This window comes from Candidatus Bathyarchaeia archaeon (assembly GCA_041447175.1).
Taxonomy (GTDB): Archaea; Thermoproteota; Bathyarchaeia; order Bathyarchaeales; family Bathycorpusculaceae; genus JADGNF01.
Genome location: CP166960.1, coordinates 1,067,517 through 1,091,597 on the forward strand (window position 1 = coordinate 1,067,517; position 24,081 = coordinate 1,091,597).

Below are 24,081 nucleotides of genomic sequence, written 5' to 3' on the forward strand. Positions count from 1 at the left end.
GAGAAAAAGGTGGTCTATGTAGGTGCCGCGGAAGCGAGGAGTTCTTTGGCTCGGTCCACGCGGACTTTACGTTCCTTCACCATCTGTTCCGCCACCAAATCAATCTGTGCACCCACGGCTCCTGCCTGTACTGCGATGTTTCTTGCGTGAAGGGACATGTGTCCCCGCTGAATACCCTCATTTGATAGCGCACGTAGCGCCGCGAGGTTTTGGGCTAAACCAACTGCTGCAAGGACTTCGCCGAATTCGTTGGCTGATTTGACGTTGAGGATTTTCATGGCAACTTTTGCGGTTGGGTGAGTTTTTACAGCGCCGCCGATAAGCCCCACTGCCATAGGCAACTCGATGGAGCCGACAAGGTCACCGTTGCCGTTTTTCTCCCACTGAGAAAGGGTTGTGTAGGCACCGTTTCGTGCTGCATAGGCGTGTCCTCCGGCTTCAATGGCGCGGTGGTCATTTCCAGTAGCTACAACAACAGCGATTATGCCGTTCATGGCTCCTTTGTTGTGTGTGGCACCTCTGTAGGGGTCTGCGGCTGCAAAAGCTGACGCTGCAACGATGCCGTCGACAACGTCTTCGCCGCCAACAGCGTCTTTAGAAACTGTACACCAAGCACGCGCCAACCGCTTCACAGCTAAATTGGTGATTATACGCAGGTAAACGTGACCACCTGTTAAGGCTTCAATCATTGGGGCTGCGGCTTCTGCCATCGTATTAACCGCGTTTGCACCCATGGCGTCCCGGCAGTCCACATGCAACTCCACAATCAACATTGTTCCCGCGGTTGTTTGGATGACTTTCGCGTCTAAGTCTTTGGCTCCTCCGCCAAAACTGTTCAAAACGGGGTCTTGGTCGTTTGCCTTTTGGAGTATTTCCGCTTTTGCACAAAGCACACGTTGCCTTGCTGCATAGGGGTCTTTTGTGCCAACAACTTGAATTTGCCCAATCATAACGGGTGTTGTGCTGCTGGTGTGGAAGCCACCACTTTCGCGCACCATACGTGCTGCGTAGCTTGCGGCTGCAACCACCGAGGGTTCCTCAATAGCCATCGGAATCAGGTAGTCTTTGTTGTTGATTTGAAAGTTTACGCCTATTCCCAGTGGCAAGGGGAAAGCTCCAACGACGTTTTCTATCATTCGGTCCGCGACAGCCATGGGCAAGGCACCCGTGTTTGACAAAACCGATGCTTCTTCGTCGGTCAAGTTAGCGAACTCTTTGACTTTTACTAATCGTTCATGAGGAGTAAGTTTGTAGAAGCCTGAAATGGCGGAAGATTTCTCCATTTATTGCACCAGACGTTTAACATATCGGAATTTGCATTTAAGTCTTGACTTCGGTTGCAGCGTAATATTTTTGAGATTTCAAGTTTGCTTAAGAGAGAATCTTTTTTGCTAATGCTTTGGCTCGTGAGGATTTCTTAAAAGTTTGAAGCGCCCAAAAAAACAGACCAAAGGACTTTCTTCTGTTCACTACGAACGTGACTCGCGGCAGGGAAGTGTGTGTCCAGACACTCATGTGGGGAAGATTAGTCAAGAAATCCAAATGTTTCACTTCATTTCCTTCAAACAAGGCACGTATCGCCACGTTTGTAATGTATATGCCTAAACCTAACTTGCGGTATTTTTCCACATAAGACGTTTTGACGCCAATGGCTACTTGTTTGTATTTGAAAATAATTGAGTAAGCTAGGCTTTGGCAATTAATTTCCAAAAACCACAAATACATCTTAAACTGGGGGTTAGCATTTACCAAAAAAATGGAAGCATGCCACGCCCACAACAAGTCAGCGTCCGCACTCATCCCGAGCTGAGAACGCCAAGTTTGTTTCCAACTGCTCCCTTCAATGGAAAGGATTTTTTGCAAAGCAAAGTTCGCAGTTTGTTTATCCAAATCCTCAATGCAGGTAACGGTCCATTCGCCCGCTCGGGTAAGGTCTCTTTCTGCTACTCTAAACCTTTTCCTGAAAGCTGTTCCCTGCTTTTTTTGGAACTCCTCCCAAGAACAACCAATGGGCAGGATACGATGCCCGTTTTCAATGTCGATTTTCCTGTTGTGACCGATGTTGTTTTTTTGGCATAGTCCCTCTAAGATGGGAAGATTTGGGGACTCAACTGGAAATGTTAGGGATAGGGAGTGGCATTTCATTTTTTTAAAGAACAGGTTTAGGAGATGTTCTACAGCTTCTTTTCGGTATCTGTTTTCGAAAACGAAGTCGGGGGACAGGGAGTCTTTTAGAAGAAAGGAAACTGTTTGTAACCCTGAGAACCGTTTGAATACAACTTGGGATACTCCGATGATTTCGCCGTTTACGCGGGTAACTAAAACTGCAGGGGTTTTTTTGGGGCCCCTGTTTAGCTGCATAGCGGATTTGGTAAATTGGGAGAGCATGAAGGGGTTTTTGCTGTGTTGGTCAAGGAAGGCATCGATTTCAGATTCTACTTTGGCGAGTTCAATTGGGCTGGTTATTATGGTCGTTGTGAAACGCATGGATTATCACGCTAAAACTTGAGTTCAAGCCTCGTTACATGATTGACAATTAACCGTGTTACAAGGCTCGCATGTGTGACTTCAGAAAAAGTGAATTATTGTATGTGCAAAACTGGTATAAATAATTTAATGGCAACCAAACGTTTGCTTTGCAAAACAAAAGAAAAACAAAGAAACCAGTTAACTAAAAGTAGCTTGGTAACTTTTGCAGGGCATCGCAACTGCAGGTATGCCCAGTCGCGCATGAATAGCCTTTGCGAGCGCCTCACCGTGTCGTCCGCCATGATTGTCTGTGATTACCTGCTTAGGACGCGCCTGCCGCACATACTCAATTAGCCCGTCAAAATCTGAATGGTCACTTAATGCGATAACGTGTTCTTTTTCGCCGATGCGTCGGCAGGGTTTGCGGAATTCCCATCCGCTTACACAAATACGTTCGTTGGTTAAGCCGACTTTTCCTCGGTTGTTCATGTGATAAAACGCCACACATGGCAAATCCTCCTCCAACAGCATTTTGCCTTCCTTTTGAGAAGACAAAGTCATGCAGCCCAAACGCATCCCGTGTCGTGCACAAACTTGGGAAACATTGTAGACCTTCTCAGGCATCACAAACGGCACAGAAACATCAGCGTCGTGAAGAATCTGCATGACTTCCTGCAGTTTACCGTGGTAACCAAACACGTAAACGGTACCGCTTTTAAGCCGCTCTTCCACCATGTGAACCAAAAGCCGCCGCACATCCGCATCAAAGTTGCGCCTGCATGCGGGGTTGCCGTAAGTGGATTCCACCACAAGTGTGTCACAGTTCAAAACAGGTGTACCCTCCAACTTGAAGTCTCCCGTCCACACGATACGTTCTCCGTTGGAGGTTTCCAAAAGCACCTGCGCTGCCCCCAAGATATGCTCGGCTTTGAAAAGGGTTATGCGTTCACCGTCAAACTGCATTGGCTTCTCGTAATTCATCGTCTCTATGTCGTCAAGTCTTGAACCTAACGGTCCCTCCAAAATGTCGATAAGGTCACGTGTGGCTTTGGTCATGAGAACTTTTTGGCATTCCCGCAGACTCCACCGTAACCCTCCCGTGTGGTCCGCATGCGCATGCGTTACAATTCTTAGGGGACGATTTTCGTGATAAGCATCACACGCTACCGAGTTACCCAACAATACCGCGCCACGCGACGTCACCGAAGCTTTCTCATTCAAGCGGTTCCACTTCGCGACCGGGTGGTTCTGGGGGCAAGCCAGTCAACGAGTTGCTGGGGGTCTGAGGATTGCACGGTTACTTTTATGGGTCCAAGAGGTGATTCAGCGTCTGCTTCACAGAAAGAAACATGCCCCGCATACGCCACTTGCTTGTTAAGGTAGAAAGTGAAGGTGTCACCGCGTAATCCATGAAAGAGGGCTTTTCGGGAGGCATCACGGATTTTGTCTCGGCTCAAAACGTTGCGAAAGGTGCCAAGGGGTTCGATGCCTTTGGCTTCTGCTGTTAGGATACTGCCTTTTGATGCAGGTTTAAGCTCGGTGGGCACATCTCCGAAAAGGTTCCATACTGCTTTTTTGACTTTCTCTTCGGACTCAGTTGGATTAACATCTACTTCTATAGACATCTTAGTTACTTGCGCCATTTCTCCTCAATCCTTTTCAAAAACTCAGCAACCTTCACGAACAACTCTTCCTTGGTCCCATCGTTTACGATAACACTTTCGGCTAACGCGATGGCAAACCCGATGCCTACGCTCAGTTCACGCATGTCCCGCTCGTGAAAAACCTCCCAAGTTTTTGGGTCATCACTTCTGCCCCGAACAAAAAGCCGCTCAAAGCGGATTGCAGGTGCAGAATGCACGGTGATTAACTTGAAATCTGCCAAACGCTTCTGGAACACTTCCACCTCCGAGTAACTGCGAAGCCCATCCACAATCACTTTGGAGCTATGTTTTTCCAAAATTTTAGGTACACAGATCTCAGCTACAACACCTACGCCGCCTTTTTCACGAAGTTCCAGCATGACTTCGCCCACGTTTGAAGGGGTTGGCTCCAATCCTCGCTGTGCAGTTTCACCCCGAATCACGTCACCCATGGTCACCACGTCGTATCCGAGTTCTTGGGCGGCTTCCACAACAAGGCTTTTTCCTGAACCCGGCATGCCAGTTAAGCCGATTACCAGTTTATTAGTGTCCACGTCTAGTCCTCTGCGTTTAGCATTAGTTTTGTTCACAATTAAAAAGCATTTGCAAATGTTCCTGTTCAACCAGCAAGCATACACAGACGCGGTTATCTTGCGCAGAAGGGTAACTCGTTTTTGGCTTTGTGATGCGCGACGCATTCGGTACATTTGCCGTGACGGGAGCAGTCCCGTTTGGGGCAAGGACAATTTGGTGCTTCAGTCATAAAATAGTCACCCGTATAAGTTTCTTATAACCGTTTAGTCAAACAAAATCGCAACAACGATATTAAAAGCATTTATGATTGAAAACATAAACCTACTATCTGAGGAACTTTGCAATGTCTGAGTCCGTGAGAGCATTCTTAGCCTTTGACGTAGATAACCCAGAAGTAAAAAAGAAACTGGCGTACATGCAGACGAAGGCTGTGCAGACAGGCGCAGATCTGAAACTGGTTGAAACTGAGAACATCCACATAACTATCCGTTTTCTTGGCGACATAACTTTGAGCATGGCTGACAAAATCTTTGAAGAGATGAAGAAAACCCAGTTTAAGCCGTTTCCTGTGCAACTCACGGGCGTTGGGGTTTTTCCCAACTTGAACTACCCAAGAGTGTTATGGGCAGGCATTGCGTTGGGCGCAGACCAACTCCAAAACGTCTTTAACCAAATCGAACCCAAACTACAGAGCTTGGGGTTCCCCGCGGAACGCAACGCTTTCAGCCCCCACTTGACGATTGCGCGGGTTCGTTCAGCCCGAAACAAACCGCAACTGGCGGATTACGTCACCAAAAACAAAACCTACGATTTTGGAACAACCAAAGCCCAATGTTTTCGACTCAAACGCAGCGTCTTAACACCCAATGGCCCAATATATTCCGCACTAAAAGAGTACTGCCCAAAATAGCAGAAAGGTAACGCCATGACCGCCACACCCACGCTGGAAACTGTGACCAGCCAGATTCTTCAGAAAAGCACTCCAACTCCAAAAGACAGACAGAAAAAAGGTGCACTTGCCAAAGAGTTGGAGCAAAAAGTTGGGGCTGCATGCGAAGAATTCGGCGTTAAAGCTGAGGTGAGGGTGGAGGGTTCTTTTGCAAAGGACACTTGGTTAAGTGAGGACCCTGACATTGACGTTTTTATGCGGCTGCCCACATCTATTCCGCGGATGGCGTTAGGCGAAATCGCCCTCAAAGTTGCCCGTAAAGCCACTGCGGGTTCAGTGCAAGTGGAGCGGTTTGCTGAGCACCCCTATCTGGAAGCATTTGTACATGATGTTCGCGTGAATATTGTGCCCTGCTACGACGCCAAACCAGGAGAATGGTTAAGCGCCACTGACCGAACGCCTTACCACACTGACTACATCAACATGCACCTAAGCAAAGCCCTACGAGGAGATGTTAGGTTACTGAAGCGGTTCATGAAGGGCATTGGTGTGTACGGGGCAGAAATCAGGGTAGGCGGCTTCAGCGGCTATTTATGCGAACTGTTGGTGCTTCATTACGGTTCATTTCAGAAAGTTCTTGAAGCCTTCGCGAACCACAAACCCAAACGAACAGTAGACATTGAAGGTTACTATCAGAACAGGCAACGGGAACTTGAACTGCTTTTCCCTGAACCCCTCGTCATCGTGGACCCCGTCGATAAAGCCCGAAACGTCGCCTCCGCCGTCCAACCCCAACGGCTCCACACATTCGTCGCCGCAAGCCGCGCCTTCCTCAAAGAACCCATCGCCGAATTCTTTTATCCACTCAAAGTCACCCCTCTCAGCTTGGAAGAATTTGAAAAGGCTCTTATGAACCGCGGCTCCACAGTGCTCTTTCTTGTTTTGGGCAAAATCAACGCAGTTCCTGACGTGCTTTGGGGACAACTGCACCGCACTCGAAAAGCGCTACGAAAACAGCTTGAACTCGCCGACTTTAATGTCCTGCGGGATGAAGTGTGGAGCGAAGAGGACGCTTTGTTTTCGGTTTTCGTTTTCGAAATCGACCAGCAAATCATACCTTCTATCAAGAAGCATTTGGGTCCCCCACTGGAGTTGCAAAACGAATGCAGCCGCTTCTTGGAGAAGTATCACTCAAACAGCAATGTGGTGGCTGGACCATTCATCGAAGAAGGACGCTGGGTTGTGGAGGTGTACAGAAAATTCATCGACGCAGCCGCGCTGCTGCAGGAGAAAGTGAAAGACGGTGGCAGAAAGGCAGGTGTGGCGGAACTTATAGCTCAAGAGGCACGTAAACGGTTTCTGGTTTTTGTCGGCGACCAAATTGTTGAACACTACAGCTACAGCGAAACGTTTGCTCAGTACCTGACAAGTTTTCTTTCAGGCAAGCCATTTTGGCTTGAACCAAAATGTAAAAAGCCAGTGAGCTAGGCTCTGGCTGGTAGTGTCTTTGGTTTTGGGTTTGCTTTAGGTTTTGGATAACGGCTTTTAACTGGAACATCACTATTAAACTGCTATCTTATCCAGCTTAGGCTATATGTGAGGATTAAAGACACTTGAGCAGCCCCAGAAATAACCCCAACTATTCAGAAGAAAAAGCCTCAGGCAACAATGAAACGGGGGATTTGCCCTCGCTGGACGCCTCAGGAATCGCCGAATACATTCGCTTTGACTGCTGCCCCCGATATTTCAAGCTCAAGTTTGGTCCCGAAGGAAAAGCTGAGGAGAAAAGCCGCAAATGGCCCGAAGCCTTCAAGCCACTCAGCCCTCTGCTTTATGGTGCAGGTAGAGAACTCGAAGAGGCAAAAATAACAGAGTTGAAGGCAAAAGCCGCTGAATACCACGACTTAACTGACATAGACTCAAAGTATTGCGGATGGCAAAACGCAGGGGAAAAAGCCAGCCGAATCTTGGAGGAGGTTATCACAAAGCAGCTAAGTACCCCGTATTCTGAAGACGCAAAACCTATTCTTCTCTATCAGGTGCCTATGGTTGGACGTGTCGGCATCTGGGAGTTAAAAGGGCGGGCAGACCTCATTGGCGTTTGGCCCGCCAAAGGCGGCAGAGTCAGGGTGCGGATTTTTGAAATTAAATCGTCATGGAAGGAACAAACGGCTCATCGGATTCAGGTGGCAATTTATGCGCTGCTGCTTTCTAAGGGCTTGGACAAGCTATTCAAGGTGGACATAGAAGGCGGAGTAATAAACAAAGAATCCGACTTAGAAACACTCACCTACACAAGCATGCCCCGATTCAAGCTTGAACCCCTCATTCAGGATGTAGAACGACTTCTTTGCAAGGATGGAGAGCTTTACCGAATTCACCAAACTCCACTGTCAAAGGTAGAATATCAACTGGGTTTGCGTTGTGACAACTGCGGTTACAACGAATGCTGCGTCATTCGCGCTGTAGAAAGCGAAAGCATTGCCCTTCTTAACCTCACCCGCGGCGAACAGCACGCACTACAGAAACAGGGCATAAAGCAGTTGGAGGACCTTGCCCGCTTAAAGGTTGTGCCCGATGCCTGCTCTCAAAAGCCCTATAACTTTAAAGAAATTCCTGCACGTGAACCCAAGAAAGTTAAGGCGCTTTCAGCTGACCTGATTATTGGACCTAAACTGGACCGTATGGTTCAACGTGCCCAATTCATGCTCGGTTGGATCCGCCCTAAAAGCCCATACGTAAACAAGACTCGTTGGATGCCTTGGCTGACCGGCACGGGATATGGGGGTCTTCCTGAGGACAGCGCGCAAGAAGGAAGTAACATGGCGCTTTTGTTTAAGCCCGACAGCATGGTACGCGTGTATTTTCACATTCAGTGGGATTACATGTTGGATGTCTTGTCGATGGTGAGCGCCCGGATAAGTTGTACTCGATACCGCGGGAAACCAATTGACATATCCATAGTTATTGGCGGATTGCCTGATGACCGAAAAGAATGCATTGAAGAAGAGCAAGATATGCTGGAGGAATTCTTTTCAAAAGTCACCAACGCCATGAATCAGGTAGCCGCAGAAGTTGGATGCCCTGACGAGACACCAGTTCACCTTTACTTTTACACTCAACATGAACGTGACAAACTGATGGAGGCAGTTAGGCGTCAACCTTCTCTTATAAGCGCTAAAGCAGTCAGGGACCTTCTGGGACTAAGACAAGCCATCGACCAACCCATGTTCTCTATCATTCAAAACGAAGTCTTGCTTCGCAAAGCAGCCGGATTTCACAGCACGGGGCTTTTGCCTGTCCTTGAGCAAAGCGGCTACTTTGACTGGAACCAATGGAACGTCCAACGCCAAGATGGGTCAACAGTAGATTTACGCCGAATCTTCCAGCAGGGTTTCTTCAATTTTACCCTCCCATTTTGTCGGACCCCAGAGGGGGCAATTACGTTTATCCTTGATTTCCACGACAACCGGCGCCATGAGGGACGCTACCCTGCACGGGCACGTTTCGGAAACCAAATCCCCATTGAATATATTTGGGCAGCCAAAGGACGCCTTGACAACTACAACGAAACGGGTTGGGCAAAAGTGCTTGTTGAGAAACGCATGTGGTGCGATTATCCACAGAAAACCCGCCGCGTAAGCGACGAAGAACTCACCTTGCTGGGCATAAAACTGTGCGTTGCGCTTGAACATATCGAGCGGTCACTAAACATACGAAACAGGCGGCTGGGCAAAAAACCAATACCCATTCCCAAAATCGCCGAATTCTCTCTGGGAACCGCAACTTTAGAGCGCAGCTGTAGAGAATTCCTTGACTTGGAATACTTTTCCAAACGCCAAGAAATGTACCAGCATTATGCGTTGCTGCCTTACCAACGGGTAGCCACTGGGCGATCCGTGATTTTTGAATGCACAAGCGTGGAGGAAACGGAACGGGAATTCACGGTTAGGGGCAAAATGGTTTATGACGGCATCGGCCTCCCCAGTGGGGATTGCACCGCCAACGCCTGTAGACTCAAAGGCTCCGACAGTTCGGGCTCAGGTGACTGGCTGGTTGTAACTGAAGTTAAACGTAACAAGGAGGGACTCTTTGAAGAAGCCCAAGAAAGGTCACCTTCTGAAGTTGAGAAATCCGCACGCGCCATCGTCCAAACAGTCAACCTCAACAAAATGGAAATCATCATCAAAGTGGTTACTTGGCCAAGCGGCAAGAAAAGAAAATACAGTGCATGGCACAATTTACCCACCACTGACCCTGAAAAAGCCAGCCGCAGCCGATGCTACCAGCTTTTCGAGACAGGAAGAACATACATCCTTGACGAGTTAGCCGACGACATCATCTCTGAAAGGGCAGGTAAATGTCTAGAATACACCGACAGTAACGCATTTTACAGGCTGCTTTCGGGCTTCTTGACGGGCGAGAATGTGCCCTCTGAACATCAGGCATTACCAAAAGCAGGAGCAGAAAGATTTTTGGGTTGGGTTGACCAAAGGCGTCATGCACCCAAACCAGAACAGAAAGCGTTTATCGACCGCATTTTTAGTCCTGAACAAATCGTTATGCTTCAGGGACCGCCTGGAACGGGCAAAACGGAGTCGTTGCAGCTGGCGGTTTTGGCACACATCGCGGCGCATGGGGCAAGCGCCCGTTGCCGTGTGTTGATGGTTGCGCCCACCCACAAAGCTATCCACGAATTCGTCGCAAAACTTGCAAACGCTTGGCATGAGTACCTTGCTGATGGCGGAGTGGATTTGCGGGATCTGAAGATTTACCGTGTGTTAAGCAGTGATGTTTCAGCAGCAACAGCCTTTGATGGCGTTACATACCTTAACTATAACGAGGACAAAGAAGCCGTGGACCAGCTTCGAGCAAGTCTCATAAATCAGGGCAAATTGGTACCCGACAACGAAGACTGCTCCCCCCTGATTGTTTGTGTAACCCCGCCGGGTATGTATGGATTAATGAATAAAATCGGTGAAGGCGAACCCCCATGGGGCGAAGGTTTCTTTGACTTACTTGCAGTTGACGAAGCCAGCATGATGCGGCTGCCTGAACTGATTCTTTCAGGAGCATTCGTCAAAAAGAACGCTCAAATCTTGGTTGCGGGGGACCATCGGCAACTGCCGCCTATTGTCTCACATAACTGGGAAAAAGAAGACCGCCGCACAATCGAAGAAATGGCCTCATTCTTATCCGCGCAAGACTTCCTTCGCCTGCTGCGTCAAGAAGACCTTGGCCTTGAGCATATCCAATGCAAACATAAGGCGAATATTCCTGCGGAGCGGCTCAGCGAAAGCCACCGATGCCACGAAGTAGTCGCAGCGTTTCTTAAAGAATGGGTGTACGAGAAAGACGGCATCGACTTCCGCTCAGACCAAAAACAGACCCTACAGCTTGCAAACCCAAAAACCGCGGGGCTTTTGGCTGCATTGAAGCCTGAAAACGTGTTTGTCCTCATAGTGCATGATGAGGCTGAAAGTTTTCAGTCCAACTTGGTTGAAGCCAAAATTATTGAGGCACTGGTAAGAAATGCACCTTCAAACAATGTTGGGATTGTTACGCCGCACAACGCGCAGCGGGGGTTAATAAAAAACCTGCTCTCTGACCGCGGGGAAATCCGTGTGGACACAGTAGAGAGGTATCAAGGCGGAGAAGGCGACTTCATCATTATTTCATCTACAGTCAGCGACCCTGATTATGTCCGCGCCGAAAGCGACTTTCTGCTTAACTTGAACCGCATTAACGTAGCTGTGTCTCGCATGAAAAAGAAACTTGTAATTGTCGCCAGCAAATCTATTTTCCAATTCATGCCCCAAGACGCTCGGGACTACGACAAGGCGTTGCTTTGGCGAGGCATCGCCCAGACGGTTGGGTTCACCGCAGACGCAAACCCTCTGTGGAGGGGAACCTTGCAGGAATTCACTGGACAGACGGCAGCCGAAGTTAAGGTGGAAGTTTACGCTAAATCACCCTAACCAGATGGCTGTGGACCTTGCCTGGATCCGTTATGCTCCACGAAAACAGGAATAGCCACAGTGTCATCTGAGAAGGGAAGGAGAAACCACACGGAAAAATGTCGTCTTTGAAATTCTGCGTTTATTGAGCCAGCCCATCCGCGCTAGCTGGTTCAGGTAATTGCTTTCGATGGCGCGGCACCGTCCAGTAAGATTTGAAACGTGAACAGCGGCGCATTCTCCTTTAGAAACAACCACCAAATAAGTCCGCCGTAGATGGTCAGGCAGGGCAATTAGTTTTGATTCCGCAATTTCCATTGGATGTGGCTTCCAGTTCGACATGCTGTTTTCAAGGTCGTCGAGTCGGAAACGGATACTCTGCATTTCTTTAAATATCTGGTCAAATATGGATCGTCTAACCATTTCATGTCCCCCGATTTTCTTTCACTTAAATGAAAGGGGCGAATTTAATGCTTCTTGCAAAATCAATTCACGCAGATTACCAACTCTGCTTCGCATAAATTAGAATAGGCAATTCTTATAGTTAACATAACAGTGTTTTTTAAAAATATTTCTCAAGGAAAAAATCAAAATAAACAAAGCTACAACAGAGTGTAGGAGTCATTTTTCCACGGAGATACTAACGTTCAATTGCACCCTTAGGAATTTGGGTGTAAAAGAACTATAAACAAAAAATGAAATAGTGAGGTTAGATTCTAATGTAAGCTTAGTATCTTCGCGGAGGTCTTCGTTTTGCGTAACACTCGCGGCAGTACACTGGCCTTGTACCATCGGGTTTAAAAGGAACTTCACATTCCTTCCCGCATTCAGCGCAGGTTGCCTTGTGTGATTCTTTATTATACATCTAGTTTTTCAACTCCTTCTACAGCGGGTACAATTTAGTTGTACAGAGTTAGTTATAATGTACACCTATCTAAGCGTATCTGTCCCTACAAATATTTGCATCATCAAAACTCAGAATTTTCAAAAATTTAATGTCGCCTCAAGATTTCTTTGACTATAGAAGTATTCTAATCTGTCAAGGGTCTTCTTTTACGGGAAAACAGAAATCACTCCTATAATATCGGGAGAATTTAAGCGCCTGTGATGATAAACACGTCAGTATGAAAAGGGAGGTAAATAAAGTCGGTTCTCCCCCAAAAGATGATTAGCTTTAACCAATTCTGAGGCGTCTACCCAAAAGGAATCGTAAGAAAGAAAACAACTATTAAGCCACAATACTACTTATTTAAGCGAGAAGAAGTGATAGGCAAAAGGAGAAGAGGTACAGCCATAGTTGACACGCCAGAGGGTATTCTGGTTGTCAGCCGCAACAACAGAACCTTTTTCCTTCCAGGCGGCGGCGCCAAAAGTGGAGAGAGTAGAAGAGACGCCGCGATAAGAGAACTAGAAGAAGAAACAGGACTACAAACCGTGAAGTGCCAGTTCCTTTTCGAATACCCGTCATTCACAAACGATCATAAAGTTTTCTTAATGGAAACGGTCGGTGTTGCTGAACCCGAAAACGAAATCAGGTTCATAGATTTTTTTGATGGCTCAAACTTAAAAGTATCCAGCACCACATGGGAAATAATCGAATTATATCACCTGAAGAGACGACTTAATGAATCACAAGCCACCTCAAGTTCTGGAGACACAAAGAAAACGTAGTTACCTTAAAAGCCAGCTGACCACGCAGCCTGAATTTAGCAGGTCATCAACCAGCTACTTATGGAATAAGCCAATAACCTTGCGCATCCCCATCATCATATATCTGGATTGACTGGGTTAAAGCAGAAGTAGCGAAAACAGAGTTTTCGAAAGGCTCACTGTCGGGATACTCCACATACGCCGTCATTATTGTTCCGTTAAGGTTTTCTTTCCGAAGAAAAACAAAAGAGTGCGGAGGCAACCGTTCGGTGTCCCCCCAAAACGTATCTAAATTCCAAAAAGTAAATTCAGAAAGAATTGTTCGACCATAAAAATCTGCATAAACAGTAACATTAAATGGGTATTGACTTGACTGAAAAGCCATCCATCTTGCAGCTTCAACTTCCGCGTCGCTAAAGCGGGGATAATCAAGGGAGTTATTAAGCGACATCGAAGTCGGATTATCCTGAGTCACTTCATAAACAAAGCCTGAATTAAACAATAGGAACAGGGCCAAAAGTGCCGACAGAAACATTAACCCAATTTTCGAGGTAACCTTGAGTTTCATTAGATTAGACACTTTTTCCAAAAGGACTAAGAATCCAAGAATAGCGAAGGGCGCTAAAAAAAACAAGGTGATAAGGTAAAGGCGGGAGGCGTTAAGCGCGTCGGAAAAATAGGGAACTGCAACACAAGCAAGAGCAACAACTAAGCAAACAAAAGAGAAAGTTAAGTATTCCCTGCTGAACTTAGTGAATCGTTCATGAAGAACTGCCCAGAAAAATCCGGCAACTATGAAGAATTGAAAAAGCAAAAAGAGCCCTTTGTTCAGCAAGTGAAAAAATAATCCTTGTTGAGTGACTAAAATCGCCAAACCCTGAGAGGCATCAGGGTTGATGAACTGAACGAGGAAAGAAGAAAAAATGTGATTGACTATGTCAATAAACTCAAAAAGAGGCGTGGAACTCGAAACGAGATAATACCATGTGAAGGTAACGACTGCAAAAAATAGTATTGACCAAACCGCAACAAGTGAATTGCCATCAGACTTGGCTACAGTTAAATTGTTCGCCCTTTTAGAAAGAGCGGGTCTTCTAACTAATCGGCTAATCAGCGTTTGAAGCTTCTTACTTTCAGTTAACTTTAGAATAACCCACGTAAGACTCAGGGCAAACAGGAAAAAATAAGAAAGCCCATAATGAGAAATAACCAAAGAAGCACAAAAAACAAAAAACAGAACGTTCCTGATTTTTGTTGGCCAATTTTTTTCCACAATCAACAGAAGAAGTAACACTAGAAAAATGCTCGCAATTTCTTGACGCGCTATTTGAGTCATTTCTTGATAGTAAACATAAGATGCCATGAAGAAAAAACTTGAAAGAAACGCGATGGAAGCGTTAGTTTTCTTTTTGAACAATTCGTAGAGGCCAACGGGAACTAAAGAGAACAAGATTGGATAGATTATTTTAAAAACCCAAACTAAATTGAGGTTGCAGACTTCAGAGATAATAGGGGCAAGCATAACAACGCTGAGCATAGAATTATAAGTGAAAGGCAGGGCAGGATTCCAGTACGATTCGGATTGAACCAAGCTAGCAAAGTAGTATTCGTTGTGTATGTCCCAACCAGTCAAGTTGTTGCTAATCAAAGACGAATAAAAAAGAAGGGATAAACTAATAGAGAAAACCAAAACAGGGTATAGTCTGGAGGGGATTTTTTTGATAAAGATTACTGCTGGTGTAACAGACAAAACCAGAAGAGTTAGCAGAAGAATGAGGTTTTGCCCGTAGACGTTCATTGTATAGACGCCAAGGATGCTCAAAAGCGGAAGCAAACAAATTATAAGCGTGCGTACAGGGAAAGGGTCATTTTGCAGGGTAACTGGAAGCAGAGGCTTGTTTTTTTCCCGCATATAAAGTATGCCGCAGAGAATTAAGACGACTACGCTCACGGCGATTGAAAAAGGAATCAAAGAAACTATGCCGATTGCGAAAAGGGCACTTAGTGAGTTTAGCAGAAGTCCAAGTGCCATAAGCAAGGTAAGACTCAAACCGACTGTGAATAATAATGCTTCTGTTGTGGTTTGCTTGGCTATCCGCAAGAAACGTAAGAGCACCATCCCTGGAACAAACACTAGATAACAGAAGCCAACCAGTTGCGTCAAAATCGGAGTTTGAAAACCCAGCCAATTCAAACTTATCAGGACAGAAAATAACGCTTGAATTGACAATACACAAAAAAGGAATTCTTTGAGTCCCCATGAGTTAACGTTTAAAGCATGTTGTACTTGCAAGCGTTCACCTCTTGGGCATATCACAAGGCGTCAGTGTAGCCAAATAGAAACAAAAAAGCGAGCAGGGAAGGGGTTCCCTGAAAAGAAGCATATAGCAAGTTTAAAGTGCAATTGCTCGGCTTAAATTCCATTTAATTTTGTTCCAATCAAACTCCGTTTCCGCCAGTTCCCTTGAGTTATGCCCCATTTCCCTAAGCAGGTCTACTGGCTTTTGCGTAAACGACCCAAAACCTTCCAATAAGCCAACTGCCGCGCTTTTTTTTGTCACGAGACCACAGTTGTATCGGGTCACCAATTCGGCGGCGTCACCAACGTTGGTGGTCAATATGGGTTTACCCATGGCTGCGTATTCAGCAAATTTTGTTGGAGCGGCTATTTCGGTTGCGGGATGAGTGGGTCTTGGAAGGACAAGAACATTGCAGACCCCCGCGTATAGGGGAACCTGTATGTGGCTAACCCGTGGAACAAACAGAAGGTTACCAGCTTTTTGCGTCTTGTTTTGGTTTGTACCGACAACTAAAAACTGAACGTTAGGGTTACGGAGCAGCTTAGCCGCGTAAATGAAGTTCGCCAAGCCTTGCCACTTCTGGGTGTCCCCTATGTAGCCAAAAACAAACTTGCCGTCTAAACCCAGTTTCCTTTTGAGTGAATAAGCATCAACGTCGCTTACCGGTTTGAATAAGTTCAAGTCAACGCCGTTTGTGACGTAATAGGTCTTTTTAGAAGACCCGCCGTTATATTTTTTTAAGTAAAGCATCATTTTGTTTGAAACGCAAACTATTCTATCTGAGAAGGAAATTGCGGCCGTTTCAACGGCAGTTTTTGATAAGAGACGTATCGCCCCTGTTAAGCTTTGGGTGTTTCCTGTATTTAGACGATGTTCTTCTATGGCACTTCCGTGCATGTCGTAGATAAGAGGTACATGCTTTAGTTTCCCCAGAATTGACCAAAAGGCGCCTCCGTAGGTGTTTCCGTACATCAAGTCATAGTTTTCTTTGCCAAGGCCGCGCAGGTGAGTTAGATTTGTGAGGGCTTTTGGAGAAAAAACGATTGAATGGTCAAAAACGCTCAGGTCAACGGCGTTTCCCCCAGTTTTTAGCCACGCCTTTTTTTCTGCGTACTGTACGAGGTGAACTTGGTGACCTAACTCTATCAGAAGCCGATTGATGTTCAGTATGCGCTTAGACATTGCATCGTCAAGTAGGATACCTGCTATGACACTGAGTATTTTCAACAAATCACCCGAAGCTGAAGCTGTGAAGCCGGGGCATTTGAATCAGGAATGCATAGCCTCAGTGTAGATTCTTAGCAGGTCATCAACGACAACTTGAAGAGAAAAATGCTCTTTGACGTAATGTTTCCCCATCAAACCCAAGGTGTTTGCTTTTTCTTCATCAAGCAACAACCCTAAAAGAAGTTCAGCCAGCTCCCTAACGTTTTCAGATTCATAAAGGCAGCCTCCTGCTGCTTGTACAAGTTCTTGAAGTCCAAGTATTTTGCTTGCTATGACGGGCTTGCCGCAGGCGTAAGCTTCAAGGGCGCTCATTGGAAAAGCTTCATATCGTGAAGGCAAAACACATACATCTGCATCGTTAAGTGCCGCTAACTTGTCCTCACCGTAAAGAGGCCCAGCAAAGTGAATGCTGTCTTGTAGATTTAAGAATTTGACTTGTGTTTGGAGCGTTTTTAAGAAACCATCGTCGGGTCCAACTATGCAAAGTGTCGATTCGTGGAAATGTAAATTTTTCGTTAAATACGCATATGCATTAACTAACTGGTCAACACCTTTTTTCCAATGAAGCCGCCCTAAAAACAGTATGACCCTCTTGTCGGCGGGAATTCCATACCGAACTCGGAAGGCACCTTTTGGAGGCAGAACCTCGTAACAGGAAAGGTCAACCCCATTTGGAAGAACCTCAACACTTATGTGAGGAGCCATCTGGTGGTACTCCCACTGTTCCGTTTTGCTTAACGCCAGCAGTGTCGACGCATCCCGTAGTAACCGATAACCAAAAAACCCATCAAAAACCCGTTTCATGTTCCGCTTGGTTTGGTCAAGCATTAGTGAACCATGTGCCTGCAGCAAGTAAGGAACACCATATTTTTTTGCGTAATGATGAACTACAATGTTTTGAAAGGAGCGGTATTCATGAAGATGAATCACGTCAAAACTCTGCACACACCGTTGAACCGTTTCGATAAGGTTTGGCGTTATGAACTGTTTAGCTGCGCGAACTGAAGCCAAGGTTAGGTTCCTGAAATAATGAACTTCAACTCCGTCAATGAACCGAAGTGGCGCGTCCGATAAGCGGGAGTACGCATCTTTCGCGTCACTCGTATAGACAACTACATCATGGTTCCTTTTCGCCAGCTCTTTAGCAAGGTCATACGCTACTTTTGGTGCACCTCCAAACGCGAAAGAGGGCGCAAAAGCGACCGCAACCACAAGTATACGCATTATGTCACCAAGTTTCACTGCCTAGACAGGCGTTTCGGAGGTAGGTTAAACGCCTTTACTGTGCATGTCAAATTCTCGTCTTGTCGTCTTTACCTGTTTAAGAAATCTTGAATGCCCAAAAACAGTAGCTTTCATCAAACCAATCAAAAGATAAAGCTGCAATTGAATAAAAGCGATGAGAATATTGCGGGTTTTAGAGGGCAAAAAAACCGCAACAATAAACACACAAATTAGGGCTACAAGTTGCCAAGGCAATTCGAGCAAAACAAGCGGAATCAACAAAACGGCACATAGAAAAAGCAAAGGTGAAACCAAGTGGATTGCAAAAGTGTTGGGGAAGATAACTCGACCAAATGGGGTGGGTGTGAACAGGAGGTCGCGGTTTTGGAGCATGCTTTCCTGATTAAGGGTGGCTCGTTGAATTTTCTGTCGGTTTCGGTCATCTGAACGGTTTGTTGCCAAGCAATAGAATTTGATTCGGGGGTCACATTTAGCTTTATATCCAGCGCGTATTGCGGATAGGGAGATGCAAACGTCTAAAATACCTTTTCGGCTGTCAACGTTCATAGGAAAAAGCTCTCGTCTAATCGCGGCGAATTCACCTCGGAAATAGTAGGTTGAGTAAACTTTGCTTTCAGAAATGCTGAAGGTGTTGTAAAGTGAACGATGAGTGTGCTCCATTTGCGTAACAAGGTTTTCTTTGGGGTTTACTATCTGTTCGACGCCTGTAATGGCTCCCACTTTTGGGTCCATTAAGTCTTCAGCTAAAAGCAGTAAAACATCCTCATCAAACAACGCCTCAGTATCAGTCAAAACAGCTACATCCCCCGTGCTAATGCGTACACCATCTTTAGTAGCTTGGGTTACACCCTCCCGCGCTTGGTTTTTAACCAAAACTAAACGGTCATCCTCAACGCCTTCCAGCAGCTTAACAGTTTTGTCAGTGGAGCCCCCGTCAACTACGATAACCTCCACCTTATCTTTTGGGTAGCTCAAACTCAAAAGATTATTCATCTTACGGCTGATGAGCTTTTCTTCGTTGTAAACTGGTAAAATGATGGATACCTTTGGAAAGAAAGGGGGGTTCGTAACTTTTTTTGTTGAGGTTGCATCGCTTGTTATTGAAAAAGAGTAAACAAAAAGGGCGATGCGAATAAGATAGGGAATAAGGGCTATGAAGAGTAGTATGATGAAAACCGTTAAAAACAAACTAACCACCTAACCGTAGATTAAGCTGGACAGTTTCTGATTCTTGAGATACCACTCAACAGTGTTTCTCAAACCTTTTTCGAGAGAAACTTTGGGGTGCCAGTCTAAAAGATTCATAGCCTTGGACATATCCGATTTTCTTGAACGCACCCCACTAAGCTTAGATACATCATGCACTATCGGCGTGTCAAAACCAGTAAGCTTCAAAATCAATTCAGCTAAATCATTAATGCTTATGTCCGTAGACTCTCCCAGATTCACGGGTTCCGCATTTGGCAGCTTTTGACATGCTAAAATCATGCCCTCTACAAGGTCAGTCACATACGTAAAAGCCCGCCTTTGCCTGCCGTCACCCCACACTACGAAAGGCTTCTCTCGATTCAAAGCCCGCCTAATTAAAGCAGGAATTACATGACTATCCTCAGGACAAAAAGACTCCCTTGGTCCATAGGGGTTAAACGGCCTAACCACAACCACTGAAGTCCCATAGGTTTTGTTGTATGCTTTACATTGAATTTCGCCCAGAAGCTTAGTCCAGCCGTAGTCACCGTCAGGCATAGCACCAAATGTTAGCATGTCTTCTTCGCGTAAGGGAGGCAACTCTGGATTAGATTGAAGCCCAACCGGGTAAGTACAGGCAGAGGAGACAAAAAGCAGTTTAGCGGTGTCCAATTTTCGGCAGGCATCAATCACATGATAATTTATTAGCAGAGACCTAAAGATTTCTGACGGGTGAGTATTCATCCATTGCACATCACCTACTACAGCTGCTAAATGGTAACAGACATCGCAATCTTTCAAAACATGCGGGGCGCTTTCTGGACAGGCTAAGTCACAGTTAACAAACTCGATTTCGTCAAGGCAGTGCATGAGGTTTCGGATGGAGCCTCGGCTTAAGTCATCAGCTACCTTCACATGTGCCCCTTGGCAAAGCAAAACATCAACTAAATGACTGCCAATAAAGCCAGCCCCGCCAGTAACTAGAACGTTAGTTCCTTGTAACGAAGAGAAAGCTAAGCCTCCAATGCGGGCATAATTTTCTGATGCAACTGCATCGCAATCCACGTGTAAGTTTTAGCAAGCCCCTCCTCTAAGCTAACTTTTGGGGCCCACCCGAGAACTTCGCGTGTTAATGTCAAGTCAGCATTTCTTCCGCGGACTCCCTGTGGAGCAGTAAGGTCATACCGTTTTTTGAGGTGTTTACCGGCAATGTTCATTATTATGTCAGCCAATTCGTTTATGGAAACCCGCCTTTCCGAACCGATGTTGAGGGGTTTGTTGTAGGTGGAGTCCATAAGCAGAATAGTGCCTTCAACGCAGTCGTCAATGTAGCAGTAGGACCTTGTTTGGTTTCCATCACCCCAAATGGTCAACTCATCAGAATAATCCGTGGCTTGTGCTACTTTGCGGCATAACGCAGCAGGCGATTTTTCCCTGCCACCTGCATAGGTTCCTTCGGGTCCGTAAATGTTGTGATAACGCAGAATACGGATATCCATGCCGTAATCACGTTGGTATGCTTCGCACATTTTTTCAGTGTAAAGTTTTTCCCAACCATAAAAATTGTCAGGGTCAGCGGGATAAGCATCTTGCTCTTTTAACCCCTTCAGGTTTGGACGGGTTTGCCTGTAGGTTGGATATACGCAGGCTGATGAAGAGAACAAGTACCGTTTGACCACGTTGAATCTTGAGGCTTCAATCATGTTTGCATTGATTAAAGTGTTGTCGTGCATAACTTCAGCGCCAACATCAGTTATGAACCCTATACCGCCCATGTTCGCAGCAAGATTATAGACGCAGTCGATGCCTGCGGTTACCTTAAGACAGTTTTTCCAGCGCCTCAAATCCAATCTCAGTTTTTCATCCCAGTATTTTTCTTTGATATAATTGTTAAATTTTACATCTGCAACGCGCACAAAGTTACCTTGCTGTTTTAAGGCTCTAGCCAGATGGCTACCAATAAAACCGCCACCCCCAGCCACTAACACCTTCGTTAAATATCACCTCTTCTTTTAACAATACTTCACTTTCGGACCACGCTTCAAAATCAAACACAAAAAATACCCAAAAGTACAACTTACGTTTCGCCGTATCCATGACACGACTGCATAACAGCAACTTCATTTATCTGCAGAGAGCCGACATTGGGGCAAAACTCTGGCTAGGCAGCATGGCGCCAAGGCAAGTTAGATGGATTCGGTTAGAATTCGTTTTAAAATGCTTACCCCATGCCTTAAAGCGAGTTTTTTGTTGCCTACGCGTTTTCTGTATTCGATGGGTACCTCTACTATGTGGTAGCCGCTTCGTTTTACTTGACAGTTTAATTCAACTTCTATGTCAAAGCCTTTAGACTTAATTACCCAATCCGAAAGAATACTTGTACGCACCACGCGCAAACCCGTCAGAGGGTCCCGTAAAGATATCCCGTTAAACGTGTTATGCACAAAAGCAAGCAGTCGATTGCCGATAAAAAACCTCGTCTGTAGAACCTCTGAGTCAGGTCGTTTGGTTAAACGGTTGCCACACACCATACCCACCAGAGGGTTATCATCCAATATACGTACCATGTGGGGTATGTATTCTGCTGGGTATGTATAGTCTGCGTCAATTAACACAACATATTCTATGCCAAACCCAATTTGTTTAAAGCCCTGAGCTAAGGCATCGCCTTTTCCTTTTCCTTCTTGAAAAGTAACATCGGCACCAAAATCTTTTGCAGTCTCGGCGGTTCTATCAGTGCTGTTCCCGTCCACGACAAGAATATAAAATTCGTTTAGGTTTCTTTTGAGGTCCATAATCGTTTGTCTTATTCCAAGTTCCTCATTCAAAGTTGGAATAATAACGATTTTTGTAGAGGAATAACTGTTGTAGCCTGCTCGGGTCATGTTCGAAAAACCTCACACAGAACACGAAGTGGGGACATCAAAAGTCAAATGAATATCACTCATTGGGATCTCAAACAGGGATAAGCCCAAACACAAAATGTTAGATAATCTACGGAATCCCTCCGTGACGGAGCGGACTCGAAGCAAGCACGTAAAAAACATTTCCCGTGCTTTTATAATCAATTCTTGTTTGATTCGAATCGTTGGACGCTTTTTAATCAAAAGGGGCAGTTTCGGGAAGAAACAAAACACCAAACACTTTTGTTGAAACTTTAAAGATAATCAAAGAAAACAATTATGCCGATGTCACGAAATGGAGTGTTTTTTGTGAGAGCCACAAACAAATACACTAAAGTCGAAGCGCATTACAGTTAGTTTAAGGCCAACAGAATGCATAGCACCAAGTACACGATTATCAAGAACAAGAATTTACGGTAAAAGTTGGCAACAAATTTTTTGGGAATCACCCCACTAAATCATTCGCAAATCAGCACTTATAAAGTTTTTTAATAACAAAAAATTCAACAAAACACGGAATGTTACATACAATAAGCCATAGTGATTTGAATGATATACAAAAGTCATCAAGAAAAATGATTGAACGCACTCAGACAGCTCCAATTAAAAGTGGTAGCCCGGAAGAGACTCGAACTCTTGTCAAGGGCTCCAGAGGCCCCTATGCTTGGCCACTACACCACCGGGCTCCAAAAACCGATGCGCCACCTAAAAAGGAAGGTTCTAAGTAATAACTTTAACGTTGCCATTAGCTGCTTCTTGAGCTTTTATGGCTTCCCGCACACAGTAGCATTCTTGACTTACAGGGCTCCAGTCACTGCAGCAACCTAACGTGTCCACGATGGGATCCTTATTTTGAGTATAACGGGTGCTACAAAACACCTTACTTGGGTACTCATAGCAATTATGCCCATCACAGTTGCCACAAAACCTACCGTTTGCTGCTTCGTCAGAAGTTTTCATGACTCCAACCTCCAAGGTTTGTTTGTTAACGTACGCTGAAACGTGGAGCCTAACCGTTCCAGCACAGATGCTGCCATAATGGGAAAAACCATAGTAGCTTCACCGATAACCATCACTTTGTCAGCACCATCCTTCACTTTCCCCCAGCTAATGGTCTCCTTCAAAGTAGACCCTGACAAACCACCCGTTTCCGGTCGGTCCAAAGTTATAATCACAGCGTAGTCCATCCCCTTTTTGGAAGCCAACACAGCAGACTGCACCGTGTTACGCGGCACCCCTCCACCAATGACCACCATGCCGTTTTTGGTTGACTGCCCGCAGATGCCACAGATTTCAGGAACTTCCTTAAAGGCGTCCACGCACAGCACGTTTTCTCGGTTTTGCTGCGAAGAATGCAACCAATGAATAAAGCCAAATTCTGAGTCCCGCAGTGCAGGCATAAAAATGGGTACATCCATCTCGTAGGCGGACCTCAGAATAGATTGTGGGTCAGAAAGGTATTTGCCCAGTTCCCTTGCGAACTCGCGGGACGAAAGGGCGTTTCCTTTTTGTTTCTGTGCAATTTTGCCGTATAATTCCGCTAGTTGATAGTCCAGTTGAAGGTAGTCTTCTTCAGTCACCAAAATGTCGTAGATTCGGAAAAGGTGATACTTGTAAAGCTCATAGTCATCCATTATCCAACTGCTTTTGTAGTGTCGTCCACCAACTGCTTCAATAGCGTCGTGAACCATGCTGGCGCCAGTGCAAACCACCACATCAATTAGTCTTTTGCGTATTAAATCGCTGATAACAACCCGCAACCCCGCTGGAACCACCGCACCAGAAAGCGCCAAAAACACGGTGCAGTCTTGGTCGCGGAGCATCTTTTCATAAATGTCGCAAGCCGAAGCTAATCTGCCCGCTCCAAACGAGCCAGACCCGCTGAACTGTTGCATTAGCTGATTGACGGTGAGCGGCGCCGCTATTTTCATTTGTTCAACGGGGTTTTGGAGGTAGTCCTTTCGTTGCATCAAAACCCAACTCTCCGATTGTGACTTCTAAGCATAGGTCAAGAGGTAAATATGTTTCCCATCCAAACATCAACCCTTAGAAATCTGGAAGAAAAGAACCAAAAAA

General features: G+C 45.8%; 20 protein-coding genes and 1 tRNA gene. 4 read left to right on the plus strand and 17 right to left on the minus strand.

The annotated features are described in order from the left end of the window. Positions 1-14: 14 nt before the first annotated feature. From ACBZ72_05630 to ACBZ72_05650, 5 genes are all read right to left on the minus strand, one after another. Positions 15-1,283 (minus strand): hydroxymethylglutaryl-CoA reductase, degradative, encoded by a 1,269-nt coding sequence (locus ACBZ72_05630; GenBank protein ID XES78355.1) that lies wholly within the window; start codon positions 1,281-1,283, stop codon positions 15-17. 88 nt (positions 1,284-1,371) lie between these two features. Further along, a complete protein-coding gene (locus tag ACBZ72_05635) occupies positions 1,372-2,487 on the minus strand; it encodes a GNAT family N-acetyltransferase (protein XES78356.1) in 1,116 nt (371 codons plus the stop codon). Positions 2,488-2,667: 180 nt separating this feature from the next. Next, the gene (locus tag ACBZ72_05640) at positions 2,668-3,690 is read right to left on the minus strand and encodes an MBL fold metallo-hydrolase RNA specificity domain-containing protein (protein ID XES78357.1); all 1,023 of its coding nucleotides are present in this window, start codon (positions 3,688-3,690) and stop codon (positions 2,668-2,670) included. Continuing rightward, positions 3,687-4,112, minus strand: a complete 426-nt coding sequence (locus ACBZ72_05645) for an RNA-binding domain-containing protein (GenBank protein ID XES78358.1) — start codon at positions 4,110-4,112, stop codon at positions 3,687-3,689. Before ACBZ72_05645 ends, ACBZ72_05640 begins: the two co-directional genes overlap by 4 nt. After that, positions 4,100-4,666 carry an AAA family ATPase gene (locus tag ACBZ72_05650; protein XES78359.1) on the minus strand — a complete coding sequence of 189 codons (567 nt, stop codon included), beginning with the start codon at positions 4,664-4,666 and terminating at the stop codon, positions 4,100-4,102. Before ACBZ72_05650 ends, ACBZ72_05645 begins: the two co-directional genes overlap by 13 nt. 323 nt (positions 4,667-4,989) lie before the next feature. On the opposite strand from ACBZ72_05650, the gene thpR reads away from it, so the two are divergent. The 3 genes from thpR (at position 4,990) to ACBZ72_05665 (ending at position 11,513) form a co-directional block, all read left to right on the plus strand. Next, positions 4,990-5,556 (plus strand): RNA 2',3'-cyclic phosphodiesterase, encoded by a 567-nt coding sequence (gene thpR / locus ACBZ72_05655; GenBank protein ID XES78360.1) that lies wholly within the window; start codon positions 4,990-4,992, stop codon positions 5,554-5,556. 15 nt (positions 5,557-5,571) lie between these two features. Then, positions 5,572-7,023 (plus strand): CCA tRNA nucleotidyltransferase, encoded by a 1,452-nt coding sequence (gene cca / locus ACBZ72_05660; GenBank protein ID XES78361.1) that lies wholly within the window; start codon positions 5,572-5,574, stop codon positions 7,021-7,023. 125 nt (positions 7,024-7,148) lie between these two features. Then, the gene (locus ACBZ72_05665; GenBank protein ID XES78362.1) at positions 7,149-11,513 is read left to right on the plus strand and encodes an AAA domain-containing protein; all 4,365 of its coding nucleotides are present in this window, start codon (positions 7,149-7,151) and stop codon (positions 11,511-11,513) included. A gap of 63 nt (positions 11,514-11,576) precedes the next feature. On the opposite strand, the gene ACBZ72_05670 is transcribed toward ACBZ72_05665, so the two are convergent. Together ACBZ72_05670 and ACBZ72_05675 are read right to left on the minus strand one after the other, a co-directional pair. Continuing rightward, positions 11,577-11,915 carry a hypothetical protein gene (locus tag ACBZ72_05670; protein XES78363.1) on the minus strand — a complete coding sequence of 113 codons (339 nt, stop codon included), beginning with the start codon at positions 11,913-11,915 and terminating at the stop codon, positions 11,577-11,579. Between the two features lie 304 nt (positions 11,916-12,219). Beyond that, complete coding sequence (locus ACBZ72_05675; protein XES78364.1) at positions 12,220-12,357, minus strand: CxxC-x17-CxxC domain-containing protein; 138 nt, start codon at positions 12,355-12,357, stop codon at positions 12,220-12,222. Positions 12,358-12,755: 398 nt separating this feature from the next. Between ACBZ72_05675 and ACBZ72_05680 the strand changes: the two genes are divergently transcribed. After that, positions 12,756-13,163, plus strand: a complete 408-nt coding sequence (locus tag ACBZ72_05680) for an NUDIX domain-containing protein (protein XES78365.1) — start codon at positions 12,756-12,758, stop codon at positions 13,161-13,163. Positions 13,164-13,221: 58 nt separating this feature from the next. On the opposite strand, the gene ACBZ72_05685 is transcribed toward ACBZ72_05680, so the two are convergent. From ACBZ72_05685 to ACBZ72_05730, 10 genes are all read right to left on the minus strand, one after another. After that, on the minus strand, positions 13,222-14,775 hold the full coding sequence (locus ACBZ72_05685; protein XES78366.1) for a DUF2206 domain-containing protein: 1,554 nt from the start codon (positions 14,773-14,775) through the stop codon (positions 13,222-13,224). Between the two features lie 760 nt (positions 14,776-15,535). Further along, entirely contained in the window at positions 15,536-16,669 is a 1,134-nt protein-coding gene (locus ACBZ72_05690) for a glycosyltransferase family 4 protein (GenBank protein ID XES78367.1), read from the minus strand. A gap of 42 nt (positions 16,670-16,711) precedes the next feature. Then, a complete protein-coding gene (locus ACBZ72_05695; GenBank protein XES78368.1) occupies positions 16,712-17,893 on the minus strand; it encodes a glycosyltransferase in 1,182 nt (393 codons plus the stop codon). Positions 17,894-17,938: 45 nt separating this feature from the next. Continuing rightward, entirely contained in the window at positions 17,939-19,111 is a 1,173-nt protein-coding gene (locus tag ACBZ72_05700) for a glycosyltransferase (GenBank protein XES78369.1), read from the minus strand. Then, on the minus strand, positions 19,112-20,167 hold the full coding sequence (locus ACBZ72_05705; protein ID XES78370.1) for an NAD-dependent epimerase/dehydratase family protein: 1,056 nt from the start codon (positions 20,165-20,167) through the stop codon (positions 19,112-19,114). Beyond that, on the minus strand, positions 20,116-21,090 hold the full coding sequence (locus ACBZ72_05710; protein XES78371.1) for an NAD-dependent epimerase/dehydratase family protein: 975 nt from the start codon (positions 21,088-21,090) through the stop codon (positions 20,116-20,118). The genes ACBZ72_05705 and ACBZ72_05710 overlap by 52 nt, the downstream gene beginning before the upstream one ends. Before the next feature lie 198 nt (positions 21,091-21,288). Next, positions 21,289-21,987 (minus strand): glycosyltransferase family 2 protein, encoded by a 699-nt coding sequence (locus ACBZ72_05715; protein XES78372.1) that lies wholly within the window; start codon positions 21,985-21,987, stop codon positions 21,289-21,291. A 628-nt stretch (positions 21,988-22,615) separates the two neighbouring features. After that, a tRNA-Gln gene (locus ACBZ72_05720) sits at positions 22,616-22,691 on the minus strand. A 34-nt stretch (positions 22,692-22,725) separates the two neighbouring features. Further along, entirely contained in the window at positions 22,726-22,965 is a 240-nt protein-coding gene (locus tag ACBZ72_05725) for a hypothetical protein (protein XES78373.1), read from the minus strand. Continuing rightward, positions 22,962-23,975, minus strand: coding sequence for a deoxyhypusine synthase family protein (locus ACBZ72_05730; GenBank protein XES78653.1), 1,014 nt, complete (start codon positions 23,973-23,975; stop codon positions 22,962-22,964). The genes ACBZ72_05725 and ACBZ72_05730 overlap by 4 nt, the downstream gene beginning before the upstream one ends. Positions 23,976-24,081 lie beyond the last annotated feature (106 nt).